20 protein-coding genes are annotated in these 23,084 nt (G+C 72.4%); 7 read left to right on the top strand and 13 right to left on the bottom strand.

The window, feature by feature from the left end; genetic code table 11:
* Positions 1–245: 245 nt before the first annotated feature.
* On the bottom strand, positions 246–950 hold the full coding sequence (locus tag HYE82_RS17610) for an SDR family NAD(P)-dependent oxidoreductase (RefSeq protein ID WP_179175034.1): 705 nt from the start codon (positions 948–950) through the stop codon (positions 246–248).
* A gap of 221 nt (positions 951–1,171) precedes the next feature.
* Between HYE82_RS17610 and HYE82_RS17615 the strand changes: the two genes are divergently transcribed.
* The gene (locus HYE82_RS17615; RefSeq protein WP_179175035.1) at positions 1,172–1,672 is read left to right on the top strand and encodes an AtaL-like protein; all 501 of its coding nucleotides are present in this window, start codon (positions 1,172–1,174) and stop codon (positions 1,670–1,672) included.
* 19 nt (positions 1,673–1,691) lie between these two features.
* Here HYE82_RS17615 and HYE82_RS17620 read toward each other — a convergent pair whose 3' ends face one another.
* From HYE82_RS17620 to HYE82_RS17640, 5 genes are read right to left on the bottom strand one after another with little or no spacing between them, the layout of a single operon-like run.
* A complete protein-coding gene (locus HYE82_RS17620) occupies positions 1,692–2,024 on the bottom strand; it encodes a hypothetical protein (protein WP_179175036.1) in 333 nt (110 codons plus the stop codon).
* Positions 2,021–3,904 (bottom strand): anthranilate synthase family protein, encoded by a 1,884-nt coding sequence (locus tag HYE82_RS17625; protein WP_179175037.1) that lies wholly within the window; start codon positions 3,902–3,904, stop codon positions 2,021–2,023. The genes HYE82_RS17620 and HYE82_RS17625 overlap by 4 nt, the downstream gene beginning before the upstream one ends.
* Positions 3,901–4,575, bottom strand: coding sequence for an isochorismatase family protein (locus HYE82_RS17630; protein WP_179175038.1), 675 nt, complete (start codon positions 4,573–4,575; stop codon positions 3,901–3,903). Before HYE82_RS17630 ends, HYE82_RS17625 begins: the two co-directional genes overlap by 4 nt.
* Positions 4,576–4,633: 58 nt before the next feature.
* A complete protein-coding gene (locus tag HYE82_RS17635) occupies positions 4,634–5,407 on the bottom strand; it encodes a 2,3-dihydro-2,3-dihydroxybenzoate dehydrogenase (RefSeq protein WP_179175039.1) in 774 nt (257 codons plus the stop codon).
* Positions 5,408–5,435: 28 nt separating this feature from the next.
* Complete coding sequence (locus HYE82_RS17640) at positions 5,436–6,605, bottom strand: 3-deoxy-7-phosphoheptulonate synthase (protein ID WP_179175040.1); 1,170 nt, start codon at positions 6,603–6,605, stop codon at positions 5,436–5,438.
* Positions 6,606–6,903: 298 nt separating this feature from the next.
* Here HYE82_RS17640 and HYE82_RS17645 point away from each other — a divergent pair, with 298 nt between their 5' ends.
* A complete protein-coding gene (locus tag HYE82_RS17645; RefSeq protein ID WP_179175041.1) occupies positions 6,904–7,929 on the top strand; it encodes a transaldolase family protein in 1,026 nt (341 codons plus the stop codon).
* Here the strand turns inward: HYE82_RS17645 and pabB are convergent.
* Both pabB and HYE82_RS17655 read right to left on the bottom strand, forming a co-directional pair.
* Entirely contained in the window at positions 7,856–10,069 is a 2,214-nt protein-coding gene (gene pabB / locus HYE82_RS17650) for an aminodeoxychorismate synthase component I (protein WP_179175042.1), read from the bottom strand. The two genes, HYE82_RS17645 and pabB, sit on opposite strands and share 74 nt — an antisense overlap.
* A gap of 23 nt (positions 10,070–10,092) precedes the next feature.
* On the bottom strand, positions 10,093–10,833 hold the full coding sequence (locus HYE82_RS17655; protein ID WP_179175043.1) for a 50S ribosomal protein L11 methyltransferase: 741 nt from the start codon (positions 10,831–10,833) through the stop codon (positions 10,093–10,095).
* 296 nt (positions 10,834–11,129) lie between these two features.
* On the opposite strand from HYE82_RS17655, the gene HYE82_RS17660 reads away from it, so the two are divergent.
* Positions 11,130–13,061 (top strand): helix-turn-helix domain-containing protein, encoded by a 1,932-nt coding sequence (locus tag HYE82_RS17660; protein WP_256987352.1) that lies wholly within the window; start codon positions 11,130–11,132, stop codon positions 13,059–13,061.
* Positions 13,062–13,084: 23 nt separating this feature from the next.
* Here the strand turns inward: HYE82_RS17660 and HYE82_RS17665 are convergent, their stop codons facing one another.
* A complete protein-coding gene (locus tag HYE82_RS17665; protein ID WP_179175044.1) occupies positions 13,085–14,242 on the bottom strand; it encodes a transposase in 1,158 nt (385 codons plus the stop codon).
* Between the two features lie 659 nt (positions 14,243–14,901).
* On the opposite strand from HYE82_RS17665, the gene HYE82_RS17670 reads away from it, so the two are divergent.
* Both HYE82_RS17670 and HYE82_RS17675 read left to right on the top strand, forming a co-directional pair.
* Positions 14,902–16,137, top strand: coding sequence for a DUF1266 domain-containing protein (locus HYE82_RS17670; RefSeq protein WP_179175045.1), 1,236 nt, complete (start codon positions 14,902–14,904; stop codon positions 16,135–16,137).
* A gap of 187 nt (positions 16,138–16,324) precedes the next feature.
* Complete coding sequence (locus HYE82_RS17675; RefSeq protein ID WP_179175046.1) at positions 16,325–16,741, top strand: PPOX class F420-dependent oxidoreductase; 417 nt, start codon at positions 16,325–16,327, stop codon at positions 16,739–16,741.
* A 127-nt stretch (positions 16,742–16,868) separates the two neighbouring features.
* Here HYE82_RS17675 and HYE82_RS17680 read toward each other — a convergent pair whose 3' ends face one another.
* Entirely contained in the window at positions 16,869–17,192 is a 324-nt protein-coding gene (locus HYE82_RS17680; RefSeq protein WP_179175047.1) for a hypothetical protein, read from the bottom strand.
* Positions 17,193–17,621: 429 nt separating this feature from the next.
* On the opposite strand from HYE82_RS17680, the gene HYE82_RS17685 reads away from it, so the two are divergent.
* Positions 17,622–18,116 carry a hypothetical protein gene (locus HYE82_RS17685; RefSeq protein ID WP_179175048.1) on the top strand — a complete coding sequence of 165 codons (495 nt, stop codon included), beginning with the start codon at positions 17,622–17,624 and terminating at the stop codon, positions 18,114–18,116.
* A 179-nt stretch (positions 18,117–18,295) separates the two neighbouring features.
* A complete protein-coding gene (locus HYE82_RS17690; protein ID WP_179175049.1) occupies positions 18,296–19,156 on the top strand; it encodes a hypothetical protein in 861 nt (286 codons plus the stop codon).
* 113 nt (positions 19,157–19,269) lie between these two features.
* Here HYE82_RS17690 and HYE82_RS17695 read toward each other — a convergent pair whose 3' ends face one another.
* From HYE82_RS17695 to HYE82_RS17705, 3 genes are all read right to left on the bottom strand, one after another.
* Complete coding sequence (locus HYE82_RS17695; RefSeq protein ID WP_309144353.1) at positions 19,270–20,994, bottom strand: serine/threonine-protein kinase; 1,725 nt, start codon at positions 20,992–20,994, stop codon at positions 19,270–19,272.
* Between the two features lie 85 nt (positions 20,995–21,079).
* Positions 21,080–21,850, bottom strand: coding sequence for a hypothetical protein (locus HYE82_RS17700; RefSeq protein WP_179175050.1), 771 nt, complete (start codon positions 21,848–21,850; stop codon positions 21,080–21,082).
* A gap of 367 nt (positions 21,851–22,217) precedes the next feature.
* Positions 22,218–23,084 (bottom strand): GNAT family N-acetyltransferase (locus HYE82_RS17705; protein ID WP_179175051.1); only part of this gene is annotated, 867 nt, incomplete at its 5' end.

A 23,084-nucleotide genomic window follows, 5' to 3' on the forward strand; every position in this document is an offset into this window, starting at 1 on the left:
GGGCTGGGGCTCGGGGTGGGACGCAGGCTGCTGACCATTCTCCTCAGGGCTCCTCTACTCGGCCGGTGTGCGGTACCGCGCCCCCGCAGGGGCGCGGGGAACTGCGCGACCCGCCCCCACCGGCCCGCGGTGTCATGACGACGGCGGTCGGGCCCCTGCAGGGGCGCGGGGAACTGCGCGACCGGCCCCCACCGGCCCGCGGACGGTCGCCGGACCAAGCCGCACCTCCCGCGGAGCGCGAGCGCTCAGCCGGTCTTGCGGTCGAGCACGAGGTCGTGCCCGACGATGTACGCGGCGGCGTCGGAGCAGAGCCAGACGACGGTGTCGGCGATCTCCTCGACGCCGGCGCCCCGGCCGAGCGGGCAGGGGCTGATGGCGTTGATGCGGATGGCCCGGGAGACGTACTCCCGGGCCGCGGTGCGGGTCAGGGCGGAGACCGCGGCCGTGGACGCGGCGTAGGCGCCGAGGCCGGGCAGCATGCCCTGCGCGCCGATGTTGCTGGCGGTGTTGACGATGACACCGCCGCCGGCGCTCTCCATGTGGGCGATCTCGTGCTTCATCGAGAGCCAGACGCCCGTCAGGTTCGAGGTCAGCGTGTGGGCCCAGACCGTCTCGTCGATGTCGGCGACGGGCTGGTGCGGGCCCAGTTCGGTGGTGTTGTTGAAGGCCACGTTCAGGGCGCCGTGGCGGCGGACCGTCTCGGCGACGACGTACGCGGCCCCGGTGCCGCGGGTGTCGTCGCCCGTGGTGTCGGAGACGTCGGCGACGATGCAGTCGGCCTGCCCGCCCGCGTCGCGGATCAGCTTGGCCGTCCCTTCCAGCGTCTCCGGGTGGCGGCCCGCGACCACCACGAGGGCTCCGAGCCGGGCGAAGGCAACCGCCGCTGCCCGGCCGATGCCTTCGCCTCCTCCGGTGACGAGGACGACCTGGCCGTCGAACCGTTCAGACATCAGCGTTCTCCTGATTCTCCGCATCGGATTTATCGGGAAGGCGCTCCGCGGAACGCCACCGACCAACCCTCACCCTGCAAGAGAAGGCTCCCTTCCGGCAGTTCGTCCGGTTCACTCCGTCAGGTCATCGGAGCAGTTGACGTAATTCCACGACCGCCTTTGACACGGTCGGCCACCCGACCGATGCTGCACGCCGGCCCACCGGCGGAAAAGGGAGATCAATGCTGACGCTTTCATGGACGCGCCCGGTTGTCGATGCAGGCCAGAAGGGGTGTCCGGCTCCCACGAGGGGGAGTCTGTGGCAGGCTCTGCTCCACAAGGCGGAGTTCCCTACGGGTTATGTTCCGGCCATTACCGAATGCCGGATCAAAGAGCGCTACGCCGATGGATTCCTACGGGAAATCCGGCGCGGCGACCTGACATTCCTGCAGCGGGTGACCCCGCAGGAGAGGACCGGGCGCATTACCTACCGGCACCTGGACGACACCGACATCGCGGAGATACGCAACGAGATCGGCGAGGACGGCGAGGGCCGGCTCACGCTCACGCTGAGCATCACCCTCACCGACCGCCCCGCGGCGACGGTCCTCGCGCAGAACCCCTGGCTGCGGGACCTGGACACCGACTTCCACGGCACGCTCGACGCCATGACGGAGGTCCTGCACCGCGTGAGCACCCGCTCGGCCACGACGACGGCCCCCCACGCCCCCGAAGGGCCGTGAGGGGCCGTACGCGTGCCGCTCAGACTGCCGGGATCAGGCCGAGGCCCGGCAGTACGGGCATGCCGTGCGCGCCCTCGACCGTCGCCTCGACGTCGAACACCGTGTACTGCACGGGGGTGCGTCCGATGAGCTCGGCGGCCCGCGGGGCCAGGGGCTGCGCCGCCGCCTCCGCGGACTCCCACAGCATCACGGCGCCCCACCGCTCGGTCGCCGGGTCCGCGATCCAGAACTTCAGCCGCAGCCCCTCGACGGCGGCGAACCGGTCCACGGCCTCCTCGCGCAGGTACGCCCGCAGCGACTCGATGCTGTGCCCGGACCCCTCCAGTTCCCACCAGGCCACGGTCGCCCTCATACGAGGGACTCGCTGAGCAGGCCGGACAGTGCTTCGCCGACGATGCGGATGCCGTCCTCGGTGAGCACCGACTCGGCGTGGAACTGCATCGAGCGGAAGCCGGGCCCCCGCAGCGCGTGCACCTCGCCGGTCTCCGCCTCGCGGCACACCTCGACGGTGCCGGTGCCGGGCACCTCGACGGCGTCCGCGCCGCTCTGCGCGGCGAAGGTGTTGTAGAAGCCGACGCGCTCGCGCCGCCCGAACAGATCGATCTCGCGCTGCACGCCCTGGTTGGGATGTTCGCGGCGCCGGAGGGGGAAGCCGAGCTTCGTGCTGAGCACCTGGTGGCTCAGGCACACGGCGAGGAAGGGCCGCCGCTCCGCGAGGAGGGTGTCGATCGCCGCGTGCAGGTGCGCGATCTTCGGGTGGCCCAGCTCGCGCGGGTCGCCCGGGCCCGGCCCCATCACGACGAGGTCGTACGGGGCGAAGCTGTACGGCTCGTCGAAGCGGCAGACGGTGACGTCGGCCTCCATGGCCCGCAGTTGGTGCTCGATCATCGCGGTGAAGGTGTCCTCCGCGTCGACGACGAGCACCTTGCGGCCGACCAGCAGCGGCACGGGCCGGGTCCGGGCGGAGTCGTCGTCCAGCCAGAAGCCCGCGATGGTGGCGTTGCGCCGGCTCAGGGCCGCCCGCACCTCGGGGTGGTCGCCGAAGCGGCGCGGCCCCGGCTGCTCGAACACGGCGAGCAGGCCGGATGCCTTGGCCCGGGTCTCGGCCACCTCGGACAGCGGGTCGGAGTGGCGTACGAGGGTGGCGCCGACGCCGATGCTCATGCGGCCGCGGCTGTCGATGTCGGCGGTGCGGATCAGGATCGCCGAGTCCAGGGTGCGCTCGCTCTGCTCGTCCTGGCCGATCAGGGCCAGGACGCCGCTGTAGTAGCCGCGGCCCCGGGGCTCGTACTTCTTGATGACCTTGCCGGCGCTCTCCAGCGGGGAGCCGGTCACGGTCGGGGCGAACAGGGTCTCGTGGAGGATGTCGCGGGGGTCGCGGGAGGTGCGGCCCTCGATGAAGTACTCGGTGTGGGCGAGGCGGGCCATCTCCTTGAGGTACGGGCCCACGACGCGGCCGCCGGACTCGCAGATCCGGGCCATCATCTTCAGTTCCTCGTCGACGACCATGTACAGCTCGTCGGCCTCCTTGCGGTCGGCGAGGAAGTCCATGACGCCGGGCAGCTCCGGGCCGGAGGGCGGGAAGCGGTAGGTGCCGCTGATGGGGTTCATCACGGCGCGGCCGCCGGAGACGCTCACGTGCCGCTCGGGGGAGGCCCCGACGAGGGTGCGGTCGCCGGTGTGGACGACGAACGTCCAGTAGGCGCCGGTCTCGCGCTCCAGCAGCCGGCGGAAGAAGCGCAGGGCCGCGCCGACCGACCAGTCGCTGATGTCGGCGACGAAGGAGCGCTTCATCACGAAGTTCGCGCCCTCGCCGGTGCCGATCTCGTCCGCGATCACGCGGCGAACCGTTTCGGCGTAGGTGTCGTCGTCGATGTCGAAGTCGCCGCCCGGCACGAGCTGCACGGGCCCGTCGGGGATCCGGTCCAGCACCGTCCCGAGCGGCACCTGCGCCTGCTCGGCGATGGTCATGGCGAGCAGCGGGGTGCCGTCGTCGGGCGCGGCGAAGCCGCGCTCGGCGAGCTGCCGGTACGGGACGAGGGCCAGCACGTCCTGGCGGGCGCCGGCGCCGGCCTCGACGTCGGCGAGGGGGATGTCGGCGAGGGCGGCCGCCTCGGTGAACTCGCCCGTGAACAGGTCGAGGGTGGGGCCGACGGTGGTCTCCGGGCGGTGGATGAGGGCGAAGGCCGGGGGCCGGTCGGCGAGGATCCGACCCAGCAGGTCCTCGGTCATGCGGATTCCCTTCCCGCGTACGCGGCCACCCGGTCCGGGAGGGCCGTCAGCAGTTCCTTGGTGGTGGTCAGGCGCGCGCAGCGGCCGGCGGCGTACTCCAGCGCCATCCGGTGCTCCTCCCAGCTGAAGTCGGCGACGGCGTCGGCGACCAGGAAGGGCTGGATGTCGTTGGTGAACGCGTCGACGGCGGTCATCAGGACGCCGACGTGCGCGTATACACCGCAGACGATCAGCTGGTCGCGGCCGGCGGCGCGCATCCGCTCCAGCAGGTCGGTCTTGAAGAAGGCGCTGTAGCGCCACTTGGTCAGCAGCCAGTCGCCCTCGGCGGGCGCCACGGGCTCGATGACCTGGCGGTGCTCGGCGCTGGGCTGCATGCCCGGCCCCCAGAAGTCCTTCAGCAGGCCCCGCTCCTCGGGGGTCATGCCGCCGGGCTGGGCGGTGTAGGCGACGGGGATGCCGAGCTCGGCCGCGCGGGTGCGCAGCGCTCCGGCGTTGCGGGCCAGGTCCACGACGGGCTGCTCGCCCTGCGGGAACGCGGCCAGGAAGTACTTCTGCAGGTCGTGCACCAGCAGGACGGCGCGGTCGGGATCGACGTCCCAGTCGACGGCGGAGGCGGGCAGGTCGGCCGCCTCCGGCATCGGGTAGGGGGTGATCGCAGGTATGCCTGCCATTCCCTTCTTCCTCTCGTTCACGGTCTCGTTCACGGTTCGCTGGCTGCTCGCACCGGTCTCAGACACCGAGCGCCGCCCCGCCGTCCACGGTGAGGTCGTGCATGGTGATGTGGGACGCCTTGTCGGAGAGGAGGAAGACGACCGCCTCGGCGACGTCCTCGGGGCGGGCCAGCCTGCCCAGCGGGATGCCGACGCGGTAGGCGTCCGGGACGCCGTCGATGGAGGCCCGCGCGCTGCTCTCGTCCTGCCACATGGAGTTGAGCATCGGGGTGTCGGTGGAGCCGGGTGCGACGAGGTTCGCGCGGATGCCGTACTTGGCGACCTCCAGGCCCAGGCACTTGGTGAACATGGTCGCGGCCGCCTTGGAGGCGGCGTACGCGGACATCTCGGTACGGGCGGTGCCGGCGGCGTTGGAGGCGATCGTGACGATCGCACCGCGGCGGCGCGGCACCATGCGGTTGACGACGGCCCGGGAGACGAAGAAGACCCCCGTGGTGTTGACCGCGAACGTCGTGCTCCACTCCTGGTCGGTCAGCATGCGCGCCTCGCCGAGCCGCAGTACGCCGGCGGCGTTGACGAGGAAGTCGAGCGGGCCGACGAGCGCCTCGACGTCGTCGACGAGCGCCTCGACGTCCGCGCTGGCGGTGACGTCCCCGGGGAACGGCTCCACGCGGGCCCCGCCGTCCTCCTCGACGGCCTTGGCCAGCTTGCGCAGGCGGTCGCCGTCCCGGTCGACGGCGGCCACGCGGACGCCCCGGGAGGCCAGCGCGCGCACGATGGCCTCGCCTATGCCCCCGGCCGCTCCGGTGACCAGAGCGATCTTTCCTTCCATGATGGAGTAACCCCCTTGGGTGTCAGCCTCAGCCGCGCCATGCCGAGGCGACTTCGATTGCCTGGTCGGAATTGAGGCGCGGGTCGCAGAACGAGGTGTACTTTTCGCCGAGCTCGTCGACGTGGAATTCGTCGGTGACACATTCGTGCACCTGGTCGGGGGTGGTCTCCAGGTGGAGTCCGGCCGCGATTCCGCCGTTTTCCACCACGGCCCGCTGGAATTCCTCGACCTCGCGCGCGACGGTTTCGACATAACGGGTCTTGACACCGCCGGGTGCGGTGACGGTGTTTCCGTGCATCGGGTCGCACATCCACAGCACCGGGTGGCCGGCCTCGTGGACCGCGCGGACCAGCGCGGGCAGCTTCTCGGCGGCCCTGCCCTGGCCCATCCGGGATATGAGGGTGAGCCGGCCCGGCTCCCGCCGCGGGTCGAGGCGGGAGCACAGCCCGACGAGCCCCTCCGGGCTGATGGTCGGGCCGACCTTGGTGGCGACCGGGTTGGCGATGGCCGCGAACAGCTCCACGTGGGCGCCGTCCAGGGCGCGGGTGCGCTCGCCCATCCACGGCCAGTGGGTGGAGGTGAGCAGCACCGAGCCGTCGTCCTGGGTGCGCAGCATGGGGCCCTCGTAGTCGAGGAGCAGGGCCTCGTGGCTGGTCCACACCGGCGCCTCGGCCGGGGAGGGGCGGCCCTCGCCGTGCCAGCCGAGGGCGGCCATGGCGCCGGCGGCCGCCCTGTAGCCCGTGACCAGGCGCCGCGGGTCGGGGCGGCGCAGCTCGGGGTCGGGCTCCGGGCTGTTGACCATGTGCCCGCGGTAGACCGGGAGCTCCACGCCGGCCACGGTCTCGGTGGGACTGGAACGGGGCTTGCCGAACTGTCCGGCGAGCCGGCCCACGCGGATGACGGGCTTGAGCGAGCGGGCCTTCATGACACCGGCCAGGACGTCCAGGAGCGCCGCCTTGCGGGCCACGTAGCCGGGGGTGCACTCGGCCGGGTCCTCGGCGCAGTCGCCGCTCTGGATGATGTGCAGTTCGCCCCGGGCTGCCGCGGCGAGCAGGGTCCGCAGGTGGTCGACGTCCTCACGGCGTACCAGCGCGGGAGATCCCGCGAGTTCGGCCCTGGCGCCCGCCAGGGCCTCTTCGTCCGGCCATACGGGCTGCTGGCCCGCGGGCAATCTATTCCAGCGTGCAACACCGTGCATGCGGCACCTCCCAGTGCTGTACGTACCTGCCGTGACATCGGATGCAGCGAGAAGTCTGTGAAACAGGGAATCACGTGAACCACCAGACATTTCTCACTTCGTCATGTGGCACACATTCGGTCAGGTCGAATAGGCGACTCCGAAACAAACCTGACGCATCAGCCGCCGGCATAACGGCGGCGGCCTGAAAACCATTTAAGGTCCGCGCTCCCGGCGGGGCGGTCGGCTGCGAGCACTTGACACACCATCACCGCATTGTTTCCGGGTTATGCCGGGACGTTCTAAGGTGCGCAGCGTGGTGAGTCAAGGAGCTGGAGCGCTGCTGAAGCAGCTGGTGTCGGAGGGTGTGTCCCCGTGGCTGAGCGCGCGGGATCCCGCCGACTTCGCCACCGGGGCCCGGTATCCGACGCTGGGAGGCCACTTCCACAACGCCCTCGCGCCGGCGGGCAGTACGCCGTCCCAGGCGCAGCGCGCCTGCGATCTGCTGATGCCCCTGTTCGAGGCGGGCAAGGGGACGGTGGGCCATGTCTCCGTGCCGGTGCCGGCCCGCTGGGCGCACGACGCGCGGGCGCTGGCCGCGGCGGCCCGCGCCCTGCACGGTGCGGTGGCGCGGCCCAACGCGCTGATGCGCATGCCGATGACCCCGGCGGGGGTCGAGGCGCTGGCCGGCTGCCTCGCCGACGGGGTAGGGGTGCACGCGGCGCTGGTCTTCTCGGCCGAGCGGTACGCCGAGGTGCTCGACGCGTACGTGGCCGGGCTGGAGCGGTCCCTCGCGTCGGGCCGGCCGCTGGACGGCGCCCCGATGGTGGCCTCGTTCCCCGTGGGCCTGTTCGACCGGGAGGTCGCGGCCCGGCTGGACCGGCTGGGGGTGCCCGCGGACGACGAGGTGCGCGGCGCCGCGGGCCTGGCGGTGGCCCGGCGGATGTACCGGCTGCGCGAGGAGCGGCTGTCCGGGGACTGGTGGCGGGTGCTGCGGGCCAACGGCGCGCTGCAGCCGCGGCTGCTGTGGGGCGCCGGCGCGGACGGCGGCGTGGGCGCCCTCGTGGGCTGGAACACGGCGCTCGCCCTGTCCGTGGAGACGCTGGAGGCCGCCGCCCGGGAACCGGCGCTGACCGGCGACACCCTGCTGAACGCCGACGCCGAGGCGGCGTGCGCGCTGCGCGCGCTGGAGCGGCTGGGGGTGCGCGCCGGTGAGGTGGGGGCCGTGCTGGAGGCGGCGGAGCTCGCGCGCCTCCGGCACGGCCGGGCGGTCAGGACGGGATCCGTGCCGGCCTCCGGTCCGGGAACCGGGTTCGCGTCAGCGCCAGCAGCGGAGCTGCCTTGACGGCGGTCTCCTCGTACTCGGCGTCCGGGTCGGACAGGGCGACCACGGCCCCGCCCACTCCGTAGGCGACGCGGTCGGCGGTGACGGTGGCGGTGCGGATCACGATGCTCAGGTCCGCGGCACCGGAGAGCGAGAAGTAGCCGATCGCACCGGAGTAGACCCCGCGCGGGCCCGCTTCGAGCCGGTCGATGATCTGCATGGTGCGGATCTTCGGGGCGCCGGTCATCGACCCGCCGGGGAAGGCGGCGCGGACGCAGTCCACGGCCGTCAGCTCCGGGCGCAGCCTGGCCCGTACGGTGCTCACGAGCTGGTGGACGGTGGCGTAACTCTCGATGCGGAACAGCTCCTCGGCCTCGACGCTGCCGGGGACCGCGCAGCGGCCGAGGTCGTTGCGGACCAGGTCGACGATCATGAGGTTCTCGGAGCGGTCCTTCTCGTCGCCCCGCAGGTCCTCGGCGAGGGCCGCGTCCTCCTCGGCGGTGGCGCCGCGCGGCCGGGTGCCCTTGATCGGCGAGGACTCGATCACGCCGTCCGGGGAGACGCGCAGGAACCGCTCGGGCGAGGTGCTGAGCACGTTCAGCCCCCCGAACTGCAGGAGTGCTGCGAACGGCGCCGGGCTGGTGCGGCGCAGGGTGCGGTACGCCGCCCAGGGGTCGAGGGCGGTCTCGGCCTCGGCCATGTTGGTGAGGCAGACCTCGTACGTCTCCCCGGCGGAGATCTCCTCCAGGCAGGTGTCGATCAGGTCCAGATAGGCGCGGCGGTCGTGGCGCAGCCGTATCTCGCCGCCGCCCTCCTGCGGGCGGGGGGCCGGCAGCTTGGACCCGGCGAGGCCGCCGAGGCGTTCGGCGGTGCCGGCCAGCCAGGCGTCGGCCGCGGCGGCGGACGCCTCCGCGGCGTCCTCCGCACCGTCCTCGGCGAGGGCCAGCAGCCAGGTGGTCCCCTCGGTGTGGTCGAAGACCAGGGCGCGGTCGGCGAAGACCATCGTGGCGTCGGCGGCGGGCGAGCGGTGCACGAGGTCGCCGCCGCACTCCGCCTTGAGCTCGTAGCCCAGGTAGCCGACCCAGCCGAGGGTGAAGTCGAAGGGGAGGACACGGTGTCCGGGCAGCTCGGGGAGCACGGTGCGCAGGGAGCGCAGGTCGCGGTCGATCCACTCCAGGAAGGGGGCGGCGACCAGCTCGCTGCGGCCGTCCGCCGAGTCGACGGTGACGACCTTGCTCCACACGTCGGCGGAGGCGACCCGGGCGAGCGGGCCGGTGGCGTCGCCCATGACCGAGAAGCGGCCGCGGTCGGTCCCGGGCAGGCTGCTGTCCAGCCAGTAGGCGTGGTCGTTGCCGCGGAAGAGCTGGTCGTAGACGGTCTCGGCGTCCCAGCGGGTGGGCAGCGTGCGGGCGACGACCCGCAGCCGGCGCACCGGCGCCGCGGCGGCGGGCCCAACGGCGGGCGCCGGCTGCACGGCGGCGGCCGACTGCACGGCGGACGGCTGCACGGCGGACGGCTGCACGGCGGGCGCGGCGGCGGTCGTGCGGCAGCGGGCCGCGGGGTGCCCGGAGTGCTGCCGGGCCTGGTGGGCGCGGGTCAGATCGGCGAAGTTTGCAAGCAGCCTGGTTCCGTACTGACTGCAAATGGACTCGGGATGGAACTGCACCCCCCACTGCGGCCGGGTGCGGTGCCGCAGGCCCATCAGGACGCCGTCCGGGGTCCACGCGGTGGCCTCGAGGGCGGCGGGCAGGTCCGTCACGGTGAGCGAGTGGTAGCGGACCACCTCCAGCGGCGAGGGCACTCCGGCGAACAGGCCCGTTCCGTCGTGCAGGACCGGCGAGGTGCGGCCGTGGCGGGGCTCGGGGGCGCGGTCGACGGTGGCGCCGTGTACGTGGCCGATCCCCTGGTGGCCGAGGCAGATGCCGAACAAGGGCAGGTCAGAGCGCTCGATGAGCTCCGTGCAGAGGCCGAAGTCGGCGGACCGCCGCGGAGTTCCGGGACCGGGTGAGACGACGACGTTGTCGAACGCCGAGAGGTATGCGATCTTCCAGTTCGGGTCGTCATTTCGGACGACCTCCGGCTCCCGCCCATTCACCTCGGCCAGATAGTGGAAGAGGTTATACGTAAACGAGTCGTAATTGTCGACAAGTAGCGTACGCACGACGAAATATCCCCCCGTTCAAATCAAGCCGCGAGTGGCCTGATCTCGATCAGCATGTGCTCGACCATGTCTTCTCCGTACTCCCCCTCACGCACCCGCCGGCTGGCCACGGTCTCCAGCTCGCGCCCGCAGGCGTCGGCGATCCGGTACAGCGCCTCCGTGTCGCCGCGGTCGCTGAAGTGGAGCAGGACCCGGCCTCCGGGTGCGGTCCAGTGGACGGACTGCTCCAGGAACCGGCGGTGCGCCTGGTAGCCGGTGTCCACGTACGCCCGCTCGTGCACCGACTTGTACTCGTAACTCTCGGGTCCCATCACGTAGTTGGAGCTCCAGAAGACCGTGTCGAAACGTTCCTGCTCGCGCAGTCCGGAGAACAGGTCGCTGTGGAAGGACTGCAGGCGCCCCGTCACCCCGTGCCGCTCCGCGTTGACAGCCGTGTTCTCCACGGCCGAGGGGTTGATGTCGGCCGCGACGACCCGGTCGTATCCGGCCAGGGCGGCGGTCACGGCGATCACGCCCGCGCCGCAGCCGATCTCCAGGAACGAGCCCGAACCGGCTTCGGTGTCAACGCCGTTGAGCCCGAGGAGCTCCAGGGCCACCGTCGTCGAGGGGGAGTACACCGGTGCGAAGACCTCGTCGAACAGGTCCCACTCGCGGCCCGCCAGGGTGAACACCCGCGGACGGTCCGACCTGGTCAGGGACAGCCTGCTGCGCAGCAGCGACCGCTCGTAGCTCTGGAGCTGAGACAGCTGGGTCAGCTGGGTCATGCGAACTCCTCAAGGAAGCACCGTGGCTGAGGGCACCCCAGTGGTGGTGACGCCACCGGGACGCTCGGTGATCAGCCTGCCCCCCAGTGGACCCCGACCAGAAGGTGCCCAGATGACAGCGTCCCTCTCGGGGTGTGGTGATCGGGCCACCCTCGGGGCGTCTGACCTGGAGCGCATCTCAAGCGATTCTTGACCGGTTCTTGCCCCAAGAGATACTTTCTGGCGGGCCATGTGGGATTGCTTGCACCCAAGTTCGTGCAAACGTGAACGGCTCAATGGGGGTCGGGGGGAAAATCATGGTCGACCACGCTTACGAAATGCTGGAACTGCTGAACAGAGAGGCGCCCGCAGCCGCCTTCGACGAGGTGGTCCGCAAAGCGCGCGAGTCAGGCCTGTCCGGAGAAGACCTCGTCCAGCTCACCAGGGCCCGGGACCAGAGCCTCGGCATCCGCGCCCTCTTCGTACGACGCCAGCAGCGCGAGGCCGGACTCGCCGCTCTCGTCGACACCGCCCGCGACCTCACCCTGCCCTACGACCTGGACGAACTGCTGAAGGTCATCACCCGGCGGGCCCGGCTCCTGCTCGGCCTCGACATGGCCTGGGTGAGCTTCGACGACCTGGAGGAGGGCTGTTCCCGGGTGCGCTCGGCCGACGGCCACGCCTCCGCCCTGACCATCGGCTTCGCCATCCCCCTCACCGGCGGCGGCGTCGGCCGGCGCGCCGCCGAGGGCTCGGCCCCGTTCTGGTCGGCCGACTACATGAACGACGCGAGCTTCCACCACAGCCCGATCATCGACGAGGTGGTGCAGGCGGAGGGGCTGCACGCCGTCATGGCCGTCCCGCTGCGGCACGCCGGCGCCAGCCTCGGCGCCCTCTACGTCGCCGACCGCAACGTCCGGCACTTCACCCCGGACGAGGTCTCGCTGATGAGTTCGCTCGCCGACCTCGCAACCGTTGCAATCGAGAAGGCACGCCTGCTGGAGCAGACCCGGTACGAGGTCGAGGAGCTGGAGCAGGACACCTCGCGCGCCCTGGACTCCTCCACCACCGCCCGCCAGCTGCGGGAGACCCACGGCCGCCTCCTCGACCTCGTCCTCCAGGGCGTGGGCCTCGGCAGCCTGGCCGCCGAGGCCGTCAAGGGACTCGACGGCACCCTCGTCGTCCGCGACGCCGCCGGCCGGACCCTGGCCTGCCCCGCCGGCGAGCCTCCCGACCTGGACGAGGCGGAGATCCGCACCGTCCTGCTCGACGCGCACACCGACCGCCAGCCCCGCAGCACCTCCGGCGGCGTCTGGGTCGCCTCGATCGCCGCCGGCGACGAGATGCTGGGCACCCTCGTCCTCACCCCCAGGGAGCCGGCCTCCTACCTCCAGGTCCAGCTCCTCGCCCTCACCGCCCAGGTGACCGCGGTGGTCCTGCTGATGGAGCAGGGCATGGCCGCCGCCGAGGGCCACATGCGGGACGAGTTCTTCCAGGACCTGCTGCGCGGCACCTCGCTGTCCCCGGTGCAGATCGCCGAGCAGAGCCGCCGGCTCGCCCTCAACCTCGACGAGCCCCACGTCATCGTCATCGCCCGGCCCGAGGGCGGGGTCCAGGGCCGCGTCGCCGCCTGGGCCGCCTCGTACGCCAACCGCCACCACGGCCTCAAGAGCGTCGACGGCGACGGCGTGGTGCTGCTGCTCCCCGGCACCGAGGCCGGCGCCATCGCCCGCGCGGCGTCCAAAGAACTCACCGAGGTGCTCGGTCGGCCCGTCACCGCCGGATCGGCCGGACCGGTCGACAACCCGTCGGACGTCGCCCGCATGCGCCAGGAGGCCCGCCGCTGCCTGGACGCGGTGACCGCGCTCACCGGTGCCGGAAGCACCGCCTCCCCCGAGGAGCTGGGATTCCTCGGTGTCCTCCTCTCCGAGAAGCCGAACATCGACCGGTTCATCAGCGACACCATCGGCCCGGTCCTCGACTACGACGACCAGCAGTACACCGAGCTGATCCGCACCATGGAGGCGTACTTCGCCTCCGCCAACAGCCCCTCCCGGGCCGCCGAGTCCCTGCACGTCCACCCCAACACGGTCTCCCGCAGGCTGGAGCGGATCACCGAGATCCTCGGCGAGGACTGGCAGAAGCCCACCCAGGCCCTCCAGGTCCAGCTCGCCCTCCAGCTCCAGCGGACCCGCCAGGCCCTCAGTCCGGGCCGCCGCACCACCGCACCCCGCCACACGATCGGCTGAGCCGGCGCCGCAGGGGCGGGGAGCTACCGCTCGCCGCCCCTGCGCTCCGTGAGCATCCGCACCGCGTGTGCGGCCGACGCCAGCGTGGTGTGCCGGTGCCAGCCGCCGAAGGACCTCCCGCCGAAGTCGGTCATCCCCACGTTCTGCGAGACGGTCGCGAAGTCGTGCTCCACGTTCCGGGACCGCTTCGCCAGCCGCAGCAGCGCCCCGGGAGGCGCCTGGGTCATGTCGCTGACCCAGCACCGCTCGGGCCAGCCGCGCGGGTCGGTCCACTCGCCGAACAGCAGCACCGCAGACGGCGCCTGCGGCAGCTCCACCCGCACCCCGACGACCAGCGAGGTGCGCGGCCGCAGGGTCACCGGGTCCAGCCAGGTCACCGGCCGGCGCAGCGTACGTGCCATCAGCAGCAGCTGGTGAGCGGTCAGTTCGCGGTTCCCGCTGGTCGGCAGCACCGGGTCGGCGCACCGCACCCGCATCGAGCCGCGGGCCGTGGCCACGAAGTGCAGGCCGGCCGGGCCGAAGCGCCGGGCCACCGCCGCCGGATCGACGTCGGGCAGGTCGAACACCACCGGCCGGTGCGGCTGCCCCACCCAGTCCCGCAGCTCCTCCACGGCCCCGGCCGCGCATTCCAGCGGGCTCGTCGCCAGCTCCGACCGGTGCACGTTCGGCGAGAGCGGGCCGACGCTGTCGCGCCACCTCTCGGTGAGCGCCAGCCGCCAGTTGACGGGGCAGCTCTGCTCCTCCGCGACGGACCACACCCCGAACGCCACCTGGCTGTTGACCATCTGCCCGCGCTCCGGGACGAAGCGGCGGGCGACGCCCACCGACTCGGTCCCCGCCTTGGAGATGACCACCGGCTGGACCACCCAGGCGCGGGGCCGCAGGGCGCGTTCGAGGTACCGGGCGAGGGCGGCCCGTACGGGACCCCAGTCCCAGGTGGAGGACACGACGAAGTGGTGGAGACTCTGCTCGGCCGCCCGGTCGCCGACATGGGCCGCGATGTTCCGTATCGACTTGCGGCCCTCGGCCTTGAGCAGCCCGCGCAGGTACACCTCGCCCTTGCGGCGCTGGTCGCTGCGCGGCAGCGAGGCGAACAGCTCGGCGCAGAGCTCGTCGACGACCAGGTCCGGTACGAACCGGCTGCTCAGCGTCTCCAGTCGTTCGAGACTTGGTGCGCTCATGATGCATCCATCCCTTCCCCCGGCTTCCTCCTCATCGCTTCAACCCTGGGGCTGGGCGAGTTGCCGGAACAGGTGGAGCCGTCACACACATTCGCCCGCCCGTGCAGGGCGGACCATCACGCCGAACGGACCGCGCGGGCCGCGTGAGCACCGGGGGGCGGGCCACCGGTGCCCTTGGCCAGGGGAGAGGCGGATCGGGTGCTCCTCGAAGGGGGCGGAAGGCGTGCCGGACCACCGGCCCCGACCGCCCCACCAGGCCTGATGCGCCACGGGACGGTGGCCACGCCACCATCGCGGAGTCCGCACACGGTGGCGGGACCACCATCCGCGCGCTCGCACGCAGCCCAAGTGGAAGGTCTCCCTCCCGTGTTGGCCCACGACCGCACGCACCGCCCGCGCAGCCTCCGACTGCCGTCCGGCCGAGGCCGGTTCCCACACACCACCACGCTTTCGACACCGGGTACGAACCACCCCGGGGGCGCCGTGGTGCAGCACGCCGACATGAACCGCCCGTAGCGCACGAACGGCCGGCCGGCCGTGGTGGAGGGGCTGGCCGGCCCTCCACCACGCTGCCCCGCCTGCGGCCGAACCCCCGCCCGCCGACCGGACCGTACGGGCCGGTCCGCGGGCGGCAAAGGCCCCCGTTAGGGTTCTCCCACATGGGCACCTGGAACGCGCCGAGCATCATCGAACGACAGCTGTACGAGGCCAAGACCGCCAACGACTGGCCCGCCTACTTCGACGCCCTCGCCCGCGCCGAGCTGTTCGTCCCGCAGTCCCGCGCCTACCTGGACCAGCACCCGAACGCCGTGTACCTCCAACCCGTCCGCTTCCCGCAGGCCGGGGCCGCCCCCTGCTACGTCGCCTACACGGCCGGCATGCTCCCCGCCCCCACCGGCGACCAGGTGTTCTCCCGCCACAGCCTCCGCTGGTTCGCGCACCGCATGGACCTCGGCGACCCCCCGTACCTCGCGATCAACCCCGGCAGCCCGTGCGAGGCCTTCCTCCCGTCCTCGCCCGCCGACCGCGAGGTGTGGAAGTTCCACTGGAACCAGGCCACCGAGTACGGCATGAAGCAGAACACCGTCCACGCCCTGCACGTCGGCGGCCCGCTGCACGGGGCCGCCGCCTTCGGGCTCGCCTGCGGCGCACACCTCTCCGTACACAACGGCCTGTTCTGGAACGCCCTCGGCTACCACGGCGAGGGCTACCTCAAGGAGCGCGAGAAGCTCCGGGACTGGTGGGGGGTCACCACCCGCGAACAGTGGCTCGCCACCACCGAGCGCCTGCTGGCCGCCGACATGGTCAGCTCGGTGTGGGAGTTCACGCTGCGGATCCGCGTCGCACTCGCGAAGGAGTTCGCCGGGCCGGTCGACATCGAGCACTGGCGGCACGCCACCGAGGCCACCCTCCGCGCCAACGCCGAACGCGCCGCCGAACCCCGGCTCACCCCCGACGGCGTCACCACCGCCCGGCCGCGCTCGACCGCGGAGATCGAGGGGGAGATCGCGGGCGTCCAGCGGGTCATCGGCCGGATCGCCCGCTACGAGCAGCGCTTCCGCGCCGACGGGATCCTCGGCGAGGGCAGGTACGTCCGCTCCGTCGAGGCCTGGGACTACGGACGGGCCTCACAGATGGCCCGCTGGGGCCTCGGTGCCCGCTTCGGCACGGTCGAGGAGGCCGAGGACGCCGTCGTCCGCGCCGGCCGCGTGTGCCGGCTCGCCTACCGCTCCTGGGAGGACCTCTCGGCGGGCTTCATCCTCGGGCGCTGCCTCCAGTTCGACGAGGAGGAGTACGGGCACTGGTACACGGACATGGTCGCCGTCCACCAGGCCCTGACCACCGACCCCGGCAGCCCCTGGCTCAACATCCCCTGGAACCCGACCGACCGCTAGCGCCGGCCGGATGCGCGGACCGAGCCGGTGGTGGTACCGGTGGGGACGCCCACGCAGCAGATGACCTCGCGGCCACGCCTGCCGTGACGGACGCCGGGCGACCCGGCGGCCGGCTCCGCCGCCCGACCACCGGGAGTCGGGGCGAGTTGCTGTACGGACATGCCGGGACCCACCTAGCCTCGCGGACATGACGATTGCACTGAACGACGCCGTACGCAGCCTGCTCGACGCGCCGCACCCGGCGGTCCTGTCGACCCTCAACCCGGACGGCAGCCCGCAGAGTTCGGTGGTGTGGGTCTCCCGCGACGGCGGCGAGCTGCTGATCTCCACCGAGCAGGGGCGGCGCAAGGAGCGGAACATCCTGCGCGACCCGCGGGTCGGCCTGACCGTTTTCGACCTGGCCAACCCCTACCTCTACGCGGAGATCCGCGGCACGGCCACCGTGACCGAGGACACCGGCCGTGAGGTCGCGGTCCGCATCGCGGAGGAGTACCTCGGCCCGGGAGGCGGCAAGGAGTACCGGGAGGCGCCGGCGGAGGACGTCCGCGTGGTCGTCCGCATCACCCCGACCAAGATCCTCGGCAACGCCGCCAAAGCCGGCTAGGAGCTGTCCGGCCGATCACCGCCGCCGGTCAGACCGACCGGGGCATCTCGGTGGACCCCACCATCGTGCGCGCACAGCAGCACGCGGCAGACGCGCGCACGGAGCCACCGCCGAAGCAAGTGGACAGTCAGTGAGCCGAACCGCTCAAGCGTCCGAGAGCCTTGACGCTTGACCAGGCACTGCCGAGGATCACGAGCCCTCCGATGACGAACGCCACGTTTGCGCTCGTCGAGTTGCCGGCTTTCTGCTCGTCCAGGTTCTTGCTCCCGGTCTGGTGGCCGCCCGAGTAGCTGACGCAGGTGTCGCCCGCCGACATCGTCTCGCCGCCGCAGTCGCCAGACGAACCCTTGACCTGGAATCCGACGAAGACGATCGCCGCGCCGAGGGCAAGGAAGAAGAGACTCGCCAAGAGGTCCTGCCCCGGGGTGTTCCGCCTGGCTGCTGAGGTCATGACCGCCAGCCTTCCACGAACTCCGCCGGAAGAACACAGGTGTTCCTGCCGAGCGCGCCCCGGGCAGGCCACGCCCCGGGGCCGCGCACGGCGCAGGTGCCCGCCCCCTCGGCCAGAGCTGACCAAGCTGCTCCGAGGAGAACCGCCCCGCAGCAAGCTCAAGCACCCGGAGCCGCCGCAACCCGAGACCACACATGGGATACGTCCACCTCGGGACCGTCAGTGCGAGCTGCCGTCCGAGGCGGGGCAGGTTCCTGCAGCCGCGGCAGTGGCGGCTGAGCAGGCCGGGAAGGACGAATGGGTGATGCAGGCGGCGACGCGCTCGTTCCGCCGGGCATCGGCGCCTTTCCGTGTGTACTTTTGGCGACCGTCTACTTGCACCAGGTAGTCGAGCGTGCTCACAAAGCAAGGCACGGAGGGTAAGTATTCATGCACAAGCTCCAGCAGGCCGTGATCGCCACTGTGGCGGTCGCGAGTCTGGCGGCCGTCGGCGCGGGAAGTGCTCACGCCGCTGATGCAAGTGGCCGCGCTTCCCACGTCGCACCGGTCGCCCCGAAGGTTTCCGTGTTCCCGGGACTGCCCCAGCTCCCGCAATTTCCGCAACTCCCGAAGCTCCCGCAGCTCCCGAAGCTCCCGAGCATTTCCGTTCCGAATACGCCCTACGCGCCCTACGCGCCGTACGCGCCCTACGCGCCGTATTCCGCGTACGCGCCCTACGCCCCGTACGCTGTCAACTCTCCGGACACCCCCAACACGCCGAACACCCCGAATACGCCGAATACGCCGAACACCCCGGGCGGCGGCACACCCAACACGCCGAACACCCCGAACACCCCGAATACGCCGAACACCCCGGGCGGCGGCAACACCCCGAACACGCCCAATACGCCCAACACCCCGAACACCCCGGGCAGCGCACCGTAGGCGTATCGAAGACCTAAGCCCCATAGGCCCTTCACATCACATGACGGCGCCGCGCAGTGAATTCACTGCGCGGCGCCGTCATGTGTTCAGTGCGTGCATCACCTCAGTTGGGGGTGTTGGGCGTGTTGGGGGTGTTGGGGGTGTTCGGAGTGTTACCACCGTCACCCGGGGAGTTCGGGGTGTTCGGCGTGTTCGGCGTGTTCGGAGTGTTACCACCGTCACCCGGCGAGTTCGGGGTGTTGGGCGTGTTGGGCGTGTTCGGAGTGTTACCACCGTCACCCGGGGAGTTCGGGGTGTTCGGCGTGTTGGGCGTGTTCGGAGTGTTACCGCCACCACCCGGGGAATTCGGGGTGTTCGGCGTGTTGGGCGTGTTCGGAGTGTTACCGCCACCACCCGGGGAATTCGGGGTATTCGGCGTGTTCGGCGTGTTCGGAGTGTTACCGCCACCACCCGGGGAATTCGGGGTGTTCGGCGTGTTGGGCGTGTTCGGAGTGTTACCGCCACCACCCGGGGAATTCGGGGTATTCGGGGTGTTGGGCGTGTTCGGCGTGTTCGGCGCCTTCTTGCCGGCACCCGGGGTGTTCGGAGTGTTCGGGGTGTTGGGCGTGTTCGGCGTGTTCGGCGCCTTCTTGCCGGCACCCGGGGTGTTCGGAGTGTTCGGGGTGTTGGGCGTGTTCGGCGTGTTCGGCGCCTTCTTGCCGGCACCCGGGGTATTCGGGGTATTGGGCGTGTTCGGCGTGTTCGGGGTGTTGCCGCCACCGCCCGGGGCATTCGGGGTGTTCGGAGTGTTGGGGGTGTTCGGGGTGTGCTCGGTGACCACCATCTGCGGCGCCGGTGCGGCCATCGCCGTGGCCGGGAGTGCGATACCTCCAGCCATTGCCATGGAAGCGGCAGCCAGCATGATCTTCCGGGAAATGTTCATCATCGGTCTTCTCCATTCCATGCTGCGGGGATTCCTGATACCACCCGCGACAATTCGGGATTTCTTGAGGCCTCGCATTCTTCTCCGGGTTTCCCCGGTGAGGACCTGCTTCAAATAAACCCGAAGGAGAGGAAAGGGTCATGTCCCATGAATACGTGGCTTGACGCCGGGAACCGGTGGTGGTAAATGCGAGCCAGTGCCCGGGCGGGCAGGAGCCCGGGGGGCGGCCCGTCAGTGGCCGGACGCGGAGAAGGAGTCCACCGCCGTGCCGAAGACGCCGCGGGCCTCCTTGGACCGGCCGACCGGGGCGGACACCCACACGTCGTACAGCGTCCCGTTCTGCTCCCAGGCGAGGTCGTACGTATGCCGGGCGCCCTCGGCGGCGGAGAAGCCGTCCCAGGTGAACTCCCAGAACGCGGCGGGCAGTCCGCGGTGCGTGGTGGCCGTGACCCGGTTGTCGCGGTAGCCCTGGTTGTTCACCGGGCCCCGCTCGTCGGCGGCCAGCATCGACCCCATCGCCCCGCCGGGCGGCAGCGTCCCGAACTTGATGCCGACCCTGACGGCCCCGTCGGCCGTGATGTAGAAGGTCCGCTCGCCGTCCGTGGAGCGGACCGCCCCCTGGGGCACGTTCAAGCTGAACCCGCGCAGGTCCTGGACCTTCGTGTACCCGGTCGGCACGCCCCCGGGCTGCTGCGGCGCCGGAGACGCCGGCGAAGGCGCCGGCCCGGACACCGACCCGCCCGGCGAGGGCACCGGGTCCGTGGGCGAGGGGGTCGAGGGGGCCGAGGGGGACGGCGCGGGCGGAGCGGTCGACGCGGCGGCGGAGCCCGACGGGGCGGGAACGGCCGGGGCCGAGGCCGCCAAGCCGCCCGGGCCCTTCGGCGCCCGGCCGTCGAGCAGCGTCACCGCCGTCACCGCACCCGCGCAGGCCGCGACGGCCCCGGCCACGACCAGCGCCGCCCGAGCACCCCGCAGTCGCGGCCGGCCCTCCCGGCCCGCGGGTGGGTCCCGGTCGATGCGGTTCTCCCGCCCGTCTCCGTGGTCCACCGGGTCCGGAGCCCGGTCCACCTGCTCGGTGGGCGTGTACGCGGCCCCCGCGCCGGAAGCCGTCTCCTCGTCCGCCGGGCCGTGGTCACCCGCCGCGCACGCCGCCAGCAGCCGCCGCGCCTCCGCGGCCCCCATCCGCCGCTCCGGGTCCCGCTCCAGCAGGCCGCGGACCACCGGCAGGAGCGGCCCCAGCCGGGCCGTGGGCCGGATCTCCTCGTACACGACGGCGTGCAGGACGGCACCGAGCGAATCCCGGCGGAACGGCGACTCGCCCGCCACCGCCGCGCACAGCAGCGCGCCCAGCGACCACAGGTCCGACGCCGGGCCGCCGGCGGCGCCCTGCATCCGCTCCGGCGCCGAGTACTCGGGCGTGCCCGCGAACATCCCGGTCCCGCTGATCGTCGTCGTCCCGGGAAGGCTCGCGATGCCGAAGTCGGTGAGCACCGCCCGGCCCGTACCGGCCTCCAGCAGCACGTTCGCCGGCTTCACGTCCCGGTGCAGCACGCCGTGGGCGTGGCCGGCGGACAGGGCTCCGAGCAGGTCGAGCCCCACACCGGCGGCCTCCCTCGGGGAGAACGTCCCCTCCGGGGCGGACAGCCGGTCGGCGAGCGACCCGCCCTCGACCAGCTCCATCACGATGACGGGCTGCCCCTCGTGCTCGACCACGTCGTGGACCACGATCACGTGGGGATGCCGGATCTGCGCCACGGCCCGCGCCTCGCGCAGCGCGCCCGCCGGATCGGCCCCCGTGTCGAGGGACAGCGCCTTGACCGCGACCGAACGCCCGAGCAGTTCGTCGGTGGCCCGCCACACGACACCCATGCCGCCCCGGCCGAGCCTCTCCTGCAGCCGGTAGCGCCCGGCGATCACCGTGTGGCCGCCGGCCTCCGGCCCGTCGTGCAGCGACACCCGCTCCCCCGTCCCCGTTCACAGACCACGGCCATGATGCCGCACGCAGGCCAACGCCACGCCGGGGATGCACGTTGACGGAGGTTCAGGGCAGCACCGCCCGCACACCTGCCCAGGCGTCCACGGCCCGCGCGGTGTCCGGGGCCCCGGTGAGGTGGGGCCGGACCGCGGCCATGCTGTTCAGCAGGAGCTTGATGCGGCGCAGGTGGCGGATGCGGCGGCGCGGCAGGTCCCGCCAGGCCAGGCCCTCCGCGGCCGCCTGAGCCGGGGTCAGGTCGATCAGGTCCAGCAACTCGCGGCACAGTCCGGCGGGGTCGCCGCCGAGGCCCGGACCGGGGCCGAACTGCCGGATGAGGTAGGCCCGTACGCCGGCGCGGTCGATCGCGTGGTCCAGCGGATGCCGTTCCGCCCACGCGGCGGTGCGGTCCACCGCGGCCAGCGCCACCCGGCCCCAGCGCAGCCGCATCCCGTCGGGCAGGGCGTCGTCCTGCATACCGGACACGCCGTGGGAGCGCAGGGTCAGCGGGTGCGGCTCGTCGGCCAGCGGCGGGTCGGTGGCCAGCCAGGCCTCCAGGTCGGCCAGCGCGTGGCCGCCGGGCGGCACCGCGGTCAGCACCTGCCCGCGGGTCAGCAGCGCGGTCATGGCGCCGGTGAGGCGGACGCGTGCCGCCTGGCCCGCGCGGAGGGAGGTCACCCGGTTCCCGTGCCGCTCGATGTCGCGCAGCCCGAGGCGCGCGTCCCCGGCGGCGTACACCTGACCGGTCCGGACGACACCCCCGATGCACCGGACGGCACACAGACCGCCCGCGGCATCGGCCTCCTCGACGGAGTAGACCTGGAACTCGGCGATGGACACCCGGCACGCCCCCCTTCGGCCCGGAAGGCTACCTTCCCCCAGTCCCCGCCCGCCGCTCAAGTCGCCCTCCGGCCCCGCGGCCAGGCCCCGGATCGCGGCGACTCGGCCTCGGGGCCGCCGGACCGGAGCAGCAGGGCGGCCGGCTCCAAGGGCGGTCGCGCAACCGGCCCTGTTCGTCCGCGAGCGCCGTCGTCGCGGGCCGGAAGCCGCCGAGGTCCCGGATGCCGTCCAGGATCCGGTCCAGTGCGGCCCGGAGGCGTCCTGGAAGGAACTCCCCCACCGCCACCGTCCGCCCCGCGAGCACCGCCCCGATTCGGCGAGGCCGCCGGGCGGCCCGGAGGCGGCGGCCTCGGCAGCCCTGCCCGGGTCAGACGCGCTCGGGGGCCTCCAGGACCAGGCGGATCTCGGAGACCTCGTAGCCCGCGCGGGCGAAGGCGGCGGCCATCGGGGCGTTGACGGTGTCCGTCGTCGCGGTGATGCGGTCGGCGCCCGCGGCGGCGTGGAAGCGGGTGATCTCGGCCAGGACCTCGTCGATCAGGCCCTGCCCGCGCTGCTCGGGCACGACGCCCAGGTAGCCGACGTTGCGGTGGTACGGGGTCGCCGACGGGACGGCCAGGCCGGCGAGGGTGCCGTCCGGCAGTTCGGCGAGGCGCCACCAGGATCGCTCGCCCGGGCAGTCCAGGTAGAACTCCATGTCCTCGCGGGCCAGCTGCTCGGGGGTCTTCGCACGCAGCTCGCTCTGCGTGGCCAGGTCGAGGCTGCCGTCGCAGACCCGGACGAAGGCGTCGAGGAACTCCTCGTCGGTGCCTTCCCGGAAGGCCAGCCGCCCGGTCGGCGCGGCGGTCCCGGCGGGCGGGGTCCACTCGAAGCGCAGCCGCTCGATCTCACGGGTCAGGCCCGCCCGGTACGCGGCCTCCCGGCGCCAGGCGACCGCCCCGACCAGGTCCGGGCGGGTCCGCCAGTCCGCGGGGAGGGAGATGTTGTAGAGCGGGAGGGCGCCGAAGGCCTCGTGCCCGGCGGCCAGAAGCCCGGCGGCGAGGGCGGCCGGGTCGGCGACCGAGGACCGGACCTGGAGGCAGTCCAGGGCTATGGGCCGCTCGCTGTCGGCGCGGCCCCACCACAGGGCCCGGGCCAGGACCCGGCCGTCCGCGTCCTCGGCGAACCAGGTCCACTCGGGGCGGAAGCGGTGGGCGGCGAACTCCTCGCGGACCTTCCCGGCGGGGAGGGCGGGGAG

This window comes from Streptomyces sp. BR123 (genome assembly GCF_013401435.1).
GTDB lineage: Bacteria > Actinomycetota > Actinomycetes > Streptomycetales > Streptomycetaceae > Streptomyces.